Below are 14,262 nucleotides of genomic sequence, written 5' to 3' on the forward strand. Positions count from 1 at the left end.
ATCGCAAGTTGTTTACTGATGTGAGGTTTAACATATAATGCGAGTTCTTCTAGTTTACCCGCTGTTTCCGAAAACATTTTGGTCTTACGAGAAAATCCTAGAATTAGTCGATCGTAAAGTGCTGCTGCCACCGCTGGGTTTGGTAACAGTAGCAGCTATTTTACCCCAAGAATGGGAATTTAAGTTAGTCGATCGCAATATCAGACAAATCACCGAAGCAGAATGGGAATGGGCAGAGCTCGTTATTCTCTCCGCAATGATTGTCCAAAAAGAAGATTTGCTAGACATCATTCGCGAAGCAAAACGGCGCGGTAAATCCGTAGCTTGTGGCGGCCCTTACCCGACATCCGTACCCGAAGAACCTCAAGCAGCGGGCATAGATTATCTGATTCTCGACGAAGGCGAAATCACCTTGCCGATGTTTGTCGAAGCAATAGGGCGCGGCGAAAAAAGCGGAATTTATCGATCGGACGGCGTAAAACCCGATGTTACCACAACCCCAGTCCCCCGCTTCGATTTGCTGGAATTAGACGCCTACGACTCGATGTCGATTCAATTTTCCCGAGGTTGTCCTTTCCAGTGCGAATTCTGCGACATCATCGTCCTCTACGGCCGCAAACCCCGCACCAAAAACCCCCAACAATTGATAGCAGAATTAGACTATCTCTACAACTTGGGCTGGCGGCGCGGCGTGTTCATGGTAGACGACAACTTTATCGGCAACAAACGCAGCGTCAAACTGTTGCTAAAAGACTTAAGAGTCTGGCAAGAAGAACACAAATTCCCATTTACTTTCAACACAGAAGCCTCCATCGATTTAGCCCAAGACCAAGAATTGATGGATATGATGGTAGCTTGCAATTTCAATGCAGTATTTCTAGGGATTGAAACTCCCGATGAAGAAAGCTTGCAAATGACCAAAAAATTCCAAAATACCCGCAATTCTTTGATAGAATCGGTAGAGTTAATTGCCAAATCCGGTTTGCGAGTAATGGCCGGATTTATCATCGGATTTGACGGCGAAAAACCCGGTGCCGGTCAGCGGATTGTCAAGTTTGCCGAAGCAGCAGCCATTCCGAGCACAACCTTTGGAATGCTGCAAGCTTTGCCACACACTGCATTGTCCCACAGACTAGCAAAAGAAGGGCGGTTGCGTGACAAATCTGGCAACCTTAATCAGACTACTTTGATGAACTTTATCCCGACGCGGCCTCTCGAAGATATTGCCCGCGAATATGTCGAGGCATTCTGCGAAGTGTACGATGCTGAGAAATATTTAGACCGGACTTATCGCCATTTCTTAATGTTAGGTGCACCTACAGCAAATATACCTGCAAGAGTTCCCAGTTGGATCGACTTGCGAGCACTGCTAACTGTGGTTTGGCGGCAGGGAGTCAAGCGCAAAACTCGCTGGAAGTTTTGGCATCATTTGTTCAGCATTCTCAAGCGCAATCCTGCGGTTTGGGATCACTATTTGACAGTGTGTGCTCACAACGAGCATTTTCTGGAATACCGTCAGATTGTGCGGGATGAAATTGAAGCTCAATTAGCTGAATTTTTGGCTAATGAGTCTCAAACTGTATATCAAGAACCTGTTGCTGTTGAGGAAAAGCAAGTGCAAGCGGTTTAGGGTTGGAGAATTCAACCTAATACCCAGATACCCGACTTCTTAAACAAGTCGGGTATCTGGCTCTTTTCTTTTGTTAAGTGGGCTTACTTATAAAATTTTGGCCTTCTTCATCACCACACCCGCTGAATTGGATAAGCATCAAAAGCCTCATCGCGACTAATCAAAACCAGCGAATGATTCATCGTCTGTGCTACCAGAATGCGATCGAAAGGATCTCGATGATGCAGAGGAAGACCTGCGTAAATCTGAGTATCTTCAAATGTAATTGGTAGAATTTGAGCGTTAATGTATTGCAATTCCTTCGGCAGGTCTTCAAATGGCCGATTCAGTTGAAGCTTACCGACATTGATTTTAATAGAGATTTCCCAAAGGCTGGCAATACTGAAATACAAACCTGTTTTAGTATCGATCGCTTCTTTTGCTTTACTACCTAGATGGGAATCGCCAAGCAAATACCACAGAAAGGCATGAGTATCTAAAAGGGATTCCATGTTACATATATTCCTTTAAATCTTCCAGCGGTTCATCGAAATCATCAGACATAACGATCTGACCGGCCCAACTACCATAACCATGATGTTGTTCAAGTGGTTCTTGAGATGATTCAGTTTTTGCGTGTTTTTCAAGTAAATATTTTGCATAATGCAATATCTCTTGTTTGAGAGATTCTGGCATCTTGACGACAGTTTGAAAAATCTCTATATCGATAGTCATGATTTATGTGGAATTTTTACTATGTCATATTCACCAATTATACCGTAATTGCAGTCCAAGGGTATTTAGAATGGTTATCTCGTTTAATCTCGTTTCCAACCAGAGCCTGGAAATGTCATATCCTGTGGCTCTATCGCCTCTTGAGAGCAGCCAGAGAGAGCCTCCCGATCGGCATTCCCAGTTTCTGACTCAAAAGGTGAAATACTACTATTGGCGACAGCAGTTATTTCGGCAGATAGAGGCGCGATCGCTCGCAAATATGAAAACCTAATTACAAGCTCAAAAATATCAAAATAGCGATCGCCCTCAACTCGCCATGTTAGGAACAAATCAACTCAGAACAGCCGCTCTCTTAGGACTTCTAAGCGGCCTTCTCGTTTTAGGAAGTTATTATTTAATCGGCAACGAGCAAGGACTTTACATCGGTTTAGCGCTAGCGGCTTTCTCAAGTTTTAGCTCTTGGTACTATTCCGACACAGCCGCGTTAATGGCTTACCGCGCTCAGCCGATCGCCCGCAGCGAAGCACCAGAAATCTACGATATGGTAGCATCGCTGAGCGAAAAAGCCCAAATTCCGGTGCCGAAAATATTTCTAGTTCCCACTCAATCTCCCAACGCTTTCGCCACAGGAAGAGACCCAGAACACGCGACAATAGCAGTTACTCAAGGAATCATAACTCTACTTTCCCGCGAAGAATTGGAAGGCGTTTTAGCGCACGAACTCACGCACATCCGCAACCGCGACACCCTCACTCAAGCAGTTGCAGGAACAATTGCCGGCGCGATTACATTTGTCGGGCGAATTCTGACTTTTGGAGCGCTTTACGGCCCGGTAACGCGGGATAGCAGACAAGGCGCGAATCCGTTTGGTTTGCTGTTTTTAATCATTTTAGCGCCGCTATCCGCAACCGTAATTCAATTGGCGATTTCTCGGACGAGGGAATTTGCAGCCGACAGCGGTGCGGTGGAAATTACCAATAACCCGATCGGTTTAGCAAACGCGCTGCAGAAATTGGAGAAACTGGGTCATGAAATTCCGATGCACGGCAATCCTGCGATGTCGCCGCTGCTGATTGTGAATCCTTTTTCGACTAAAGGTTTGCAGTCACTTTTCCGCACTCACCCGCCGACAGAAGATCGCATTCAACGCCTGTTGGAAATCGCGCAGCAGCAGCAGCAAGGTACTCCAGTTATGGCCTACGTGCCCGGAATTTAATCGTCGAAAATGCAGCAACAATATTTAGAAACCCGGTTGTTTGAAGCAGCCGGGTTTCTGTTTCTTTATAATGCTCGCTGTGGTGCGAGGGAAAAACGAATAAGAAGAAATTTGAGTATCAGGGAGAGCGCCCTGTGATTGCTCTCCCTTCATACGATTACTGGCGATCGCACAAAGGCGGGTTTGTCTATTTGCCCTTGTCTGTTTCAGTCGGCTCATCTTTCTGCAAGGCTGTCAGGATTTGAAAGCACAGCTTGAGCACAAACAGTAATCCGCCTGCTGTTGGATCGCACAAAGTCGCAAAGCCAACTACTGCAAATTCAATTACTTTGAGCCATTTCTTTTTGTTATAAGGTTTCATCTGTCACTCTCAGGTGTAAAATGTTGACACTTTTAAGATTAGGAGTGGTCAAATAGAAAAAAAATTGTTAACAAATAGAAAGGCAGATAGAAATAAATAGAAATAAATAGATAATGGAGTTTAGTGAAAGGTGGATTCTCAGTTTAAATCGGTAGAAGAACAACAGTTTTTAGACGCGATCGCTCTCCAACTCAACCTGACAGGCGATACACTAGCGACTTTCTTGGCACGTTTTAATCGAAAAAATGCTGATAGAGAAAATGTGACTCTGGTAAGTTTTATTGCATGGAACAAGGAACCGGAAGATGCCTCTCAGAAACTTCAAGATGAATTAAAGAAAATTTGCCAAATCTTCGAGGATAATGGTGGCCCATCTAATAAACCCAAACGAGGGAGACCAGCTAAAGGTCAAAGTCCGTGGGAGCAAGGGTATAAATGGCTCTGGGAATCTCGTTTTCCAGAATGGCAACAGCAAAATAATCAGCCACTCTCCTTACCAGAAGAAATATGTAGAAAGGGTCAAGCTAATATTGATGCGTTAGTTCAGGAGGTACGATCGCGCCTCCACGAGGACATCCAATGCTTACATGGCACGATGCCACTTTTGGGTGTCGATGGTTGGGTGCCGTTGGGTGATTTGTTTGTGGATGTCAATATTCTGGAGAAACTCAGCAGTAGTCGTAAGTCGGAATTCCATGATTTGTGCCAAGATTTCAGCAAAAATCCCAGCTATCGCAGTTTTGATCGCATTGGCTTGGGCAGGGAACAGGAACGAAAGTCAGGCTTAGAGGTGGTGGCGAAGAATACAAACCTGATGGTGGTGGGCAAACCGGGTTCGGGAAAAACCACGTATTTGCAACGAGTGGTGACGGAGTGCAATGCAGGAAAATTACAAGCCCACCGGATTCCGGTTTTGATTAGGCTGCGGGATTTTGTAAAGGATGGACGTTTTGTGAAGGATGGAGGTGAGGTAGCCTATCCCCTAAAGCCTTATTTAGAGAAATATTGGCAGTTATCAGATGCAGAAAGCCTACTCAAGCAAGGTCGGGTGCTGGTTCTGTTGGATGGCTTAGATGAGGTGACGGGGGAGGATGGGAAGAAGATCACCGACGAAATTAAGAAGTTTGCTCGTGACTATCCGCAGGTGCAAATAATTGTGACGTGTCGAACGCAGAGTTTTACGGGCGAAATGGACTGGAAATCTCTAAACTTTCAGTTTGTGGAGGTGGCGGATTTTAATAAGTCGCAAGTGGAGGAGTTTTCAAAGCATTGGTTTAAGACGGTGATGAGGGATGAGTTGGTGGGACTGACGAAGGCACAGGAGTTTCTGGAGCAGCTTTTTAGAGAAGAGAATAAGTCGATTCGGGAGTTGGCGATTACTCCGATTTTGCTGAGTTTGACCTGTGCAGTATTTCATGAGACTGGGAAGTTTTACTCGAAGCGTTCCGAGCTTTATGAAGAGGCTTTGGAGTTGCTACTGGAGCGGTGGGACGACTCGCGAGAGATTGAGCGAGATAAGATTTATCGAGATTTGTCAGCGGAACGAAAGCGGAAGCTATTGAACTATCTAGCAATGAAGAAGTTTGAGCAAACGCAGTATGTGTTGTTTGAGCAGACGGAGATTGAGGGATATATTGCGGAGTTTTTGGAGATTGGACAGCGAGATAGTCGGGCGGTGTTGAGGGCGATGGAAGGGCATCATGGGTTGTTGATTCAGAGAGCGCAAAAGGTGTGGTCATTTTCACACTTAACGTTTCAAGAGTATTTCACAGCAAAATGGTTCACCGATCGTGCTGATTGCCAAGGTTTAGCCAATCACATTACAGAGAAACGCTGGCGGGAAGTCTTTTTGCTAGCCACAGGTATGATGAATCGGGCTGATGATTTAGTGCAGTTGATGAAGCAAAACATTGATTTGCTGTTAGTAAAACATAATAAAGTTCAGAAATTTCTTGCATGGGTAAATCATAAAAGCTGCTCTGTTAAAAATACTTATAATCCGGCCACAAGAGTGCAGAGAGTTTTCTTTCGAGAGGATTACCACGATATCGAATGTAAAAAAGCAGCGATTCGTGCTTTCTATTATGAACTAGCACTAGCTCCTAATCATAATCATAATTTGGCTGTTTCTTTATATAGAAATCTAATTTCTAAATTTTCTAACAATTTTGGTCTTCACGGAGAGCCAGAACATAGACTTTCCAGTGAATTCGAGCTTTCCTGTGTCATAGAGCCCGGTTTAGCCCGTTACCTTCACTTTGCCAGCGATCTGGCAATCGTCGATGCTGATGACCTTGCCATTGATGCTGCTCTTGATAGCAACCTTGATTATGTTTGTGGTCGCAGTGATAAGCTTGAACTTCGAGAATTGATTAGAGAGATTAGCGAGTTGAAAAACCAAATTCCTCCTAAAGCAGAGGGAATAAATATTTTTGAAGAATGGTGGAAATTAAGTGGCAAAAATTGGACTGAGCAACTACGATCTATCATGGTCAAATTCCGTAACATCGGACACGATTGGGATTTAGAACCAGAAGCACTAGAACTTTTAGAAAAATATTATAATGCTAATAAGTTACTGGTAGATTGCCTGAATAGTGGTTGTTCAGTAAATAATGAAGTGAGAGAGGCAATTGAAGATACGTTGCTGTTACCGATCGCCGAAATCGAAAAACGCCAACGTGAAAAAACAGATTAGGGCAATTATTGGACGATCGCCCTGTGGTATCATAGAATACAAAACTTATTGAGTCGGATTAATCCCAAAACGCAGATGATTCTAAATCATCTGCGTTGATCTGCGGTTTAATTAAACCCTATTAAACTCAAGCCGCAACCTTATCTAAAGGCCGCACTTGACCGAGGAATTCGCGAAGTGCATCACCTTCAACCACCTCAGTTTCCAACAGTTTCTGCGTAATTGTTTCTAACAATTCCCGATTGGCTTTCAGAATATCCAAAGCCTGCTGGTGTGCAGTTTCGACAATTTCCTTCACTTCTTGGTCGATCGCCTCAGCAGTCTGAGCACTTACCGCACGGCGGGCATTTCCCATACCGTCATTGAGGAACATTGATTGTTGACCTCGATCGTAAGCTAGAGGCCCCAAAACCTTACTCATCCCGTAAGTCGTCACCATCCGTTCAGCTAAATCAGTCGCCCTTTGCAAGTCGTTTGAAGCGCCAGTAGTAATGCTACCAAACACCACTTCCTCAGCCGATCGCCCGCCCAACAAAGTCGCAATTTGACCCCGCAATTCCGACTCATCCAACAAGAAACGGTCTTCAGTCGGTAACTGCAAAGTATAACCCAAAGCAGCCATACCGCGAGGGACGATCGAGATTTTGGCAACTTCGCCATTACCAGTCATCAAAGCACCAACCATTGCGTGGCCGACTTCGTGATAAGCAACGATGGTTTTCTCCTTTTCATTGAGCACGCGGCTTTTCTTTTCTAAGCCCGCCACAATGCGTTCGATCGCCTCTGCAAAGTCTTCCTGCGCCACAGTTAAGCGCCGGTTGCGGGCCGCCAACAAAGCAGCTTCATTCACCAAATTTGCCAAATCTGCGCCCGAAAAACCGGGGGTGCGAGTGGCGATCGCCTTCAAGTTAATATCCGGGCCCAACTTCACTTTTTGAGCGTGAATGTTCAAAATTTCTTCGCGACCAGATAAATCGGGGCGATCGACTAAAACTTGGCGATCGAAACGGCCAGGGCGCAACAAAGCAGCATCTAAACTTTCTGGGCGGTTAGTTGCAGCCAGCACAATTACCGTAGTATTGCCCGCCGCAAAACCATCCATTTCAGTTAATAATTGATTGAGAGTTTGTTCGCGTTCATCATTCCCACCGAAGCTAGCGTTACTGCTACGAGATTTGCCGATCGCGTCCAATTCATCAATGAAAATAATACAAGGAGCCTGTTTCTTAGCCTGCTCGAATAAATCTCTAACTCTGGCAGAACCAACACCTACAAACAGTTCCACAAACTCCGAACCGGAAATGCTAAAAAACGGCACGCCTGCTTCACCAGCCACTGCTTTTGCTAACAGCGTTTTGCCAGTTCCCGGAGGCCCGACTAACAGTACGCCTTTCGGAATTCTCGCACCAATTGCCGTAAATCTGTCGGGAGTTTTCAGGAATTCAACAACTTCGACTAATTCAGTTTTAGCCTCTTCTACTCCAGCCACATCAGCAAAAGTAATTTTCGCCGATTCGCCTTCTACATAGACCTTAGCTTTGCTTTTGCCGATCGACAGTGCACCCTGCGGCCCGCCACCCTGCCTGTTCATGAAAAATTGAAAAATCGCCACAAAAATCAGTGGCGGAACCACCCAGCTTAAAACACTGCCGATCCAGCCATTTTTAGCCGGCGGAGTTGCCGCAAATTCAACGCCTTTTTCTTGTAAAAGTTTAGGCAACTCCAGGTCAAAAATCGGCGTAGTGGAGAGCACTTGACCGGGTTTGTCGCCTTCGCCTTTGAGTTGGTAGCGAATTTCATTTTGACCTACCGAAGCTCGTACTACATCTTGTTCTTGCACTTGATGGACGAACAAGCTGTAAGGCACTTGCGGAATTTGGGGGCCGAACAAATTAGGTAAAAAGATGTTGGCCAGCAAAAACAAACTTGAGAGCAATAACAAGACATTGCTAATTTGTCGAAAACGAGGTGGTTGGGGCTGGTCTTTAATGGCCATTGATAACTGTCATCCTTTGATTTAAAGCACTTTTATTCATCTATTTTCTCATCAAATACCCCCACACTGTTAAGCGGATTTCCTCACTCTATCGGTCGGTTAACCCGGTAGCACGGATTGGCTATTCTTAACAAGGTTCTTTTTACGAACCGCGAAGACCCTAACGACACGAAGGAAGAGAAGAGAAGAGCGTTATAGTATGTTGGGTGCGCCGAAGCTCAGATGAGCTTTATGCAGCTTCTGGGTTTAACTGAATCATTTCCCAAGTAGTATAAGTGCCGATCGCACCCCAAATCGCGTAAGGCAAAAGTAACAAAGCGGCGGTTTGAGAAATCGGCAAAACAGCCAACGTCAGCACAACTCCCAAAATCTCGCCAGCCCCTCCCAAAATTGTTCCTACTTTCAGACTTTTGGCTCTGAGAGTAGCGGGAATATAAGCAACTGTGACAATTTCTAAAAGCAAGTAGAAAGCCATCAGCACCCATGTTTTAAGGCTCCCTGGCTCCTGTTCCCACACGAAAGTAGCGCTGCCGGCCCCGCAAGCAAAAATTACCGTCCAAATTAACGGAATAGCAGGCTCAAAAAACATCCAATCCGGTCTTTGAAGTTTGACGGCCCAGTTAATATCGCGGAGTTTAAAAAACAGAGTGCCGAACGCGACTGAGAAAGTCACGCCGCCGATAATCATCCAAGATTCCATCATGGTTATAAACTTTCAAATTGCTCGATCGCTCATTAAGTCGATCGTGCCAATTCCCAGCCGAACTTAGATCCGCCTTTAGTAATAACTTTTGTAAAGCGCGGTGCAATTATCGCTGATCCCCCGACACATTCTTAGCAAACTCATCGCGTCCAGACACCAAATTAGCCGGAACGCCGTTAGGATAATTTTGTGCGATTAAAGCTTGCAACTTTTCAACTCGGTTTTCAGGATTCGGGTGAGAACTCAAAAACTCCGGCGGCGCTTGGCCGTTCCTAGAAGCACCGAGAATTTGCATCACCTCAACAATACCTCTAGGATCGTAGCCCGCTTCGGTCATAAACCGAAAACCTAGCCGATCGCTCTCAAGTTCATCCGCTCTACCGTACCGTAAACCGACAACTTGATTAACAGCTTGAGCAATTAATGCTGCCTGCTGCCCGCCCCCGCGATCGTCGCTAGTAGCCACCCCAACCGCCGTTACCAAAGACCTGCCTAACTGCTGTTTGGCCAAGTGTTCCGCAGCGTGGCGCGCCACAACGTGACCGCTTTCGTGCCCCAGTACAGCAGCCAACTGAGCCTCGGAATTCAGCCGCCGCAGCAGCCCCGCAGTAATGAAAACTTGTCCCCCCGGTAAAGCAAAAGCATTCACAGTTTCGGGGTCTCGCAGCAGGTGGAATTCAAACGGATAACCCGCTTGTTTCGCGGTCGAACCGTTGACAACTCGTGATCCTACTCGATCGACATACTGCTGAATACTCTGGCTAGGATAAAGCCCCCCGTACTGGGCGGCCATTTTATCTCGCGCCTGCAATCCCAAAACAATCTCTTGGCGGGGAGAAAGCTGCACCCGCTGTCTCTCTCCTGTTACCGGATTTTGTACGTCGTTTGTAAAATAGGTGATTGCTCCAAAAAATGCCATTAATAACCCGATCGCGGCTCGAAATAAAAATTTGTTCACACGCTTTATACCTAAAAAGTTTAGCGAGTAGATTACCAGGCTGACAGCTACCTCGACATCTGTCTGAAGTATTAATAATCTAATATTGTGGTAGCAATTATTGTAGGACTTCTGAACAAGGCTTTTTTTAACGAACCGCGAAGGCGCGAATGACAGAAAGGAAGACAAGAGAAGAGAAGAGAAGAGCGTTATATTTATAAATGGTTGGTTAAGAGTTAGTTAATGATTATTACTTCACAATCGCTTTAAGATTCTCTCGCTCTTTTCTTCCTTCGCGCCCTACCCTTCGGGAACGGCTTCGCCGAACGTGTCTTCGCGGTTCGTTTTAAAAAAAGATTCCCCATTTCCCATGTTTCAAACTACCCGCCGCCGCCTCGCTATTTGGTATACTGCCGTTACTGCTGTATTGTTGCTTGTATTCGCCACAGGTTTCTATTTCTACGTCCGCAATACTTTGATCGATCGCATTGATGACACTCTCAATCATGTTGTCGAAGTAATAGAGCGCACTCTCGTTATCGAACCGCTAACTTTCCCTAATACCACAGAAAAAAATAAGTTGCAAGTTAATATTCAAGCCAGTTTTCCAGATAGCACGGATGCCGTAGAAGACGACCACATTGATTTAGAATGGTTCAGTCCTACGGGCCAATTGCTGTGGTCTACATTATCTGAACCGCTGAATATTCCCATTCACGCTAACCGCACTGGCGAAACGGTTTGGATAATTAATAATAAGTTGCCGTCCGATCAAAACTATTCCCTCAGACAAGTAACGCAGCGAGTACAAAGCGGCCGCCAAGTTCTGGGATATTTGCGAGTCAGCCATCCTTGGTTTGAAGTGACAAAACCCATCCGCCAATTAATTCTTGATTTGATTTTAGGCGCGGGTTTAACTCTAATTTGCGTTGCAGCTATTGGCTGGCTGCTGTCGGGATTGGCTATGAAACCTGTGCGGGAATCTTATCAGCGTCTCAAACAGTTTACTGCTGATGCTTCTCACGAACTCAGAAATCCGATCGCCACTATTCAAACTAACGTCCAAGTAGCTTTGGCGGAACCCGATATCGAACCGCAGCAGCATCAACAGCTACAAGTTATCGAACGCCTCACCCGCCGTTTGGGGCGCTTGGTTGACGATTTGCTGTTTTTAGCCAGACAAGATAGCGGTATCGTCCAGCAGCAGTGGATTGAGGTTCCTCTCGATGCTTTGCTGATGGAGGTAATTGAAGAACAACAGGCGATCGCCACTACCCAAAATCTCTTTCTTTCTTTGGAAATTGTCGATCTGCCCAACGCTGAGGAAAACTTTACACTGTTGGGCGACTGGGATCAACTAGCCCGACTTTTTACCAATCTTGTCAGCAACGCCGTGCAGTACACGCCCTCGGGCGGTGAAATTGAAGTAGAATTGCAACTTGCAGCTAAAAACAAAAGAAATTCGCCGATGTTAAATCCAGCGCTGCAAATAAAAGTAACAGACACCGGTATCGGAATTTCCGCAGAAGCCCTGCCGCATTTGTTCGATCGATTCTACCGCGCTGATCCCGCCCGCACCCACCGCAGCGCCGCCGGTTCCGGTTTAGGATTAGCCATCGCCAAAGCAATTGTCGAAAATCACCGCGGCCAAATCCGCATTGACAGCCAAGTTGATCAAGGTACCGCCGTTACCGTCACCCTCCCCGCCCACAAATCAGAAGCATCTCACCCCTAAAACTTCCCCTCCTCCTCTGCGCCCTCTGCGCCCTCTGCGGTTAAAAAAAAATCTACCCCTCAAGCCTGATTCTTCTTACCTCTGACCCAAACCCACCTATTAAAATTCAATTCCCGCATAGATTAACATGAACTTTGTTGGAAAACCTCGATCGAACTTGTGAGGAGTTATTTATGTTTCGCCACAATCTACCGTTAAAAAAAATCAGCTTGCTAGCAGCCACCTGCGGGGGTTTACTCGTTAGTCTCGCAACACTTTCCCAAGCCGGCGGCCCCCCGCCCCAACAAGGAAAACCTGTTTCCCAGCCCGCAGAGACTCCTGCAGCCACTGAAGAACCCGTCAGCCAACCAACTCCGGCTGCGAGTCCGGGTCTCAGGGGGATTCCCTCTACACCAACAGACGCGCCTCCCCGCTTCCCCATGCCCAGTGCGCGAGTTACGCCTGCCGAAGGCATGATAGTAATTAAACTGGTGAATACCACCAATGCTGTCATCAATTATCAAATCGTAGGCGTGACCCAGCAGCGCACTCTGGGCGAACAATCGGAAATTTTGCTTAAAAGCATCCAAGTGCCAATCACCCTCACTTACCAGCGCCCAGACGGCGGATTGCTGCTGGTTCGCCCCCAAGCGACCGCGATGCCGGGAATGTTGCAAGTCAGTTTCGGCGCGACAACTGAGTTGAGCACTGATACAAAATCGTTGGAAATTCAGGAAGATGGCAAGGTAATTTTGAATTAGGTTAATTGGTTGACGGTTGACTGTTGACGGTTGACTGTTACCATTAGTGTCAACTTAAGACTAAAATCCATAACAAATATCGTTTATATTTGAGTTTCGATCCCTCCTAACCCCTCTTAATAAGGGGGGACAAGACTATTCTTACCTCCCCTCTAACTCCTTTTAATAAAGGGGAAAAAGCATTCAAAGTCCCCCTTCTCAAGGGGGATTGAGGGGGATAAAAACTTTGATACAAACGAGATATACACAGGGTTTTAGTATTAGGTTGACACCGATGGGCTGTTACTAATTCCCAATTTTAAATTCCCAATTCCCAGTCAACCGTCACTCGCCGAGTAACAACGGAGGTAACTTAGTAAAAGGTAAATCTTCGTTGATTGCATCAATTTCTTCCTGTTCTCTTTCGTTGATTTGACCGATATAAGACTTGAGAATTTGCGCCAGACGGTTGTTATAAAATCGGTGCAAACTATAATTTGGCGTAGCTGGAAAGCCGCGCCGTTTTTTGTGCCGCCCGCCGGCACCGGGATCGAAGCTTTGGATGCCCCGATCGATCGCCCATTCGATCGGCGTATAGTAGCAAGCATCGAAGTGCAAGCAGTCGATTTCCTCCAAACTTCCCCAATAACGCCCGTACAGTCGATCGCCCTTATACAAACAAAAAGACATACCCACCGGCTGTCTGTCATCTTCCTTGTCGTAGGCGGCTACAAATAAAACTCGATCGCGATAATTGTGGTGCAACTGTTCAAAAAATCGCTTAGTCAGATACTTGCTTCCCCACCAACCAAATTTGTCGCAAGTATTCTCATAAAAAGCATACATTTGAGCAAACATGGCTTGGGGAATTTCATCGCCAGTCAGCGTTTTTACCAACAAACCAGCTTGGTCAACTGCTTTGCGTTCGCGCTTGATATTGCGGCGCTGGTTGGCATTAAATGCGCCTAAATAATTGTCAAAATTTTGATAGCCTTGATTTTGCCAAATATAGCTGTGGTGCAGCCAACTGCTGAAACCGTGGCGTTCCATTCTTTCGCGCCATTCGGGATCGACATAAAGGAAATTGCAGCCGGAGATATTGTGGCGATCGCAAAAATGGTCGATCGCGCTTACCATTACTCCGGTTAACTCGTCTTCATCTTCTCCCTCGGCAATCAAAAACCGATAGCCTTCAGCCGGAGTAAACGGCGTCATTCCCATCAATTTCGGATAATATTGAACACCCAAACGTTGAGCTAAATCGGCCCACTGATTATCGAACACAAATTCGCCGTAGCTGTGGCTTTTGACATAAAGTGGCGCGCAAGCAATCAACTGTTTGTCTCGCCACACAGTCAAGTGATGCGGCAGCCAACCGGTTTTACCTGTGGCACTGCCCGATACTTCGAGATTGTTAAGCCAATCCCATTCCAAAAATGGAGTTTTTAGTGGCATCGCCAAGGCATCCCACGACGCTTGCGGGATTTCGCCTATTTTGCTAATCCAGGCTACAGAATATTGAGGTTTTGGCTGTTTCAGCATAGGGAGACTTG

Annotated in this window: 13 protein-coding genes; 5 read left to right on the top strand and 8 right to left on the bottom strand. The window is 46.1% G+C overall.

Going from position 1 to position 14,262, the window contains the following annotated elements; all coding sequences use genetic code 11:
- The first annotated feature begins 37 nt into the window (after positions 1-37).
- Positions 38-1,630 carry a B12-binding domain-containing radical SAM protein gene (locus tag QUA04_RS06700; protein ID WP_333255018.1) on the top strand — a complete coding sequence of 531 codons (1,593 nt, stop codon included), beginning with the start codon at positions 38-40 and terminating at the stop codon, positions 1,628-1,630.
- 110 nt (positions 1,631-1,740) lie between these two features.
- On the opposite strand, the gene QUA04_RS06705 is transcribed toward QUA04_RS06700, so the two are convergent.
- From QUA04_RS06705 to QUA04_RS06715, 3 genes are all read right to left on the bottom strand, one after another.
- Positions 1,741-2,121 carry a type II toxin-antitoxin system VapC family toxin gene (locus QUA04_RS06705; protein ID WP_333255020.1) on the bottom strand — a complete coding sequence of 127 codons (381 nt, stop codon included), beginning with the start codon at positions 2,119-2,121 and terminating at the stop codon, positions 1,741-1,743.
- A 1-nt stretch (position 2,122) separates the two neighbouring features.
- Entirely contained in the window at positions 2,123-2,344 is a 222-nt protein-coding gene (vapB, locus tag QUA04_RS06710) for a type II toxin-antitoxin system VapB family antitoxin (RefSeq protein ID WP_333255022.1), read from the bottom strand.
- A gap of 83 nt (positions 2,345-2,427) precedes the next feature.
- Positions 2,428-2,673 (bottom strand): hypothetical protein, encoded by a 246-nt coding sequence (locus tag QUA04_RS06715; protein WP_333255024.1) that lies wholly within the window; start codon positions 2,671-2,673, stop codon positions 2,428-2,430.
- On the opposite strand from QUA04_RS06715, the gene QUA04_RS06720 reads away from it, so the two are divergent.
- Positions 2,661-3,560, top strand: a complete 900-nt coding sequence (locus QUA04_RS06720; RefSeq protein ID WP_333255027.1) for a M48 family metalloprotease — start codon at positions 2,661-2,663, stop codon at positions 3,558-3,560. The two genes, QUA04_RS06715 and QUA04_RS06720, sit on opposite strands and share 13 nt — an antisense overlap.
- A gap of 187 nt (positions 3,561-3,747) precedes the next feature.
- Here QUA04_RS06720 and QUA04_RS06725 read toward each other — a convergent pair whose 3' ends face one another.
- Positions 3,748-3,921 carry a hypothetical protein gene (locus QUA04_RS06725; RefSeq protein ID WP_333255029.1) on the bottom strand — a complete coding sequence of 58 codons (174 nt, stop codon included), beginning with the start codon at positions 3,919-3,921 and terminating at the stop codon, positions 3,748-3,750.
- 130 nt (positions 3,922-4,051) lie between these two features.
- Between QUA04_RS06725 and QUA04_RS06730 the strand changes: the two genes are divergently transcribed.
- The gene (locus QUA04_RS06730) at positions 4,052-6,619 is read left to right on the top strand and encodes an NACHT C-terminal helical domain 2-containing protein (protein ID WP_333255031.1); all 2,568 of its coding nucleotides are present in this window, start codon (positions 4,052-4,054) and stop codon (positions 6,617-6,619) included.
- Between the two features lie 127 nt (positions 6,620-6,746).
- Here the strand turns inward: QUA04_RS06730 and ftsH4 are convergent, their stop codons facing one another.
- The 3 genes from ftsH4 to QUA04_RS06745 all read right to left on the bottom strand — a co-directional run bounded on the left by ftsH4 (position 6,747) and on the right by QUA04_RS06745 (position 10,276).
- The gene (gene ftsH4 / locus QUA04_RS06735) at positions 6,747-8,615 is read right to left on the bottom strand and encodes an ATP-dependent zinc metalloprotease FtsH4 (protein WP_333255033.1); all 1,869 of its coding nucleotides are present in this window, start codon (positions 8,613-8,615) and stop codon (positions 6,747-6,749) included.
- Between the two features lie 229 nt (positions 8,616-8,844).
- The gene (locus tag QUA04_RS06740; RefSeq protein ID WP_333255035.1) at positions 8,845-9,318 is read right to left on the bottom strand and encodes a TspO/MBR family protein; all 474 of its coding nucleotides are present in this window, start codon (positions 9,316-9,318) and stop codon (positions 8,845-8,847) included.
- Positions 9,319-9,424: 106 nt separating this feature from the next.
- Positions 9,425-10,276 (bottom strand): M48 family metallopeptidase, encoded by an 852-nt coding sequence (locus QUA04_RS06745; RefSeq protein WP_333255037.1) that lies wholly within the window; start codon positions 10,274-10,276, stop codon positions 9,425-9,427.
- Positions 10,277-10,625: 349 nt separating this feature from the next.
- Here QUA04_RS06745 and QUA04_RS06750 point away from each other — a divergent pair, with 349 nt between their 5' ends.
- Both QUA04_RS06750 and QUA04_RS06755 read left to right on the top strand, forming a co-directional pair.
- Positions 10,626-11,990 carry an ATP-binding protein gene (locus tag QUA04_RS06750; protein ID WP_333255039.1) on the top strand — a complete coding sequence of 455 codons (1,365 nt, stop codon included), beginning with the start codon at positions 10,626-10,628 and terminating at the stop codon, positions 11,988-11,990.
- 173 nt (positions 11,991-12,163) lie between these two features.
- Positions 12,164-12,730, top strand: coding sequence for a hypothetical protein (locus QUA04_RS06755; protein WP_333255041.1), 567 nt, complete (start codon positions 12,164-12,166; stop codon positions 12,728-12,730).
- A gap of 324 nt (positions 12,731-13,054) precedes the next feature.
- Here the strand turns inward: QUA04_RS06755 and QUA04_RS06760 are convergent, their stop codons facing one another.
- On the bottom strand, positions 13,055-14,251 hold the full coding sequence (locus QUA04_RS06760; protein ID WP_333255043.1) for a GNAT family N-acetyltransferase: 1,197 nt from the start codon (positions 14,249-14,251) through the stop codon (positions 13,055-13,057).
- Positions 14,252-14,262 lie beyond the last annotated feature (11 nt).

It is taken from the genome of Microcoleus sp. S13_C5, from assembly GCF_036700845.1.
Taxonomy (GTDB): domain Bacteria; phylum Cyanobacteriota; class Cyanobacteriia; order Cyanobacteriales; family Microcoleaceae; genus Microcoleus.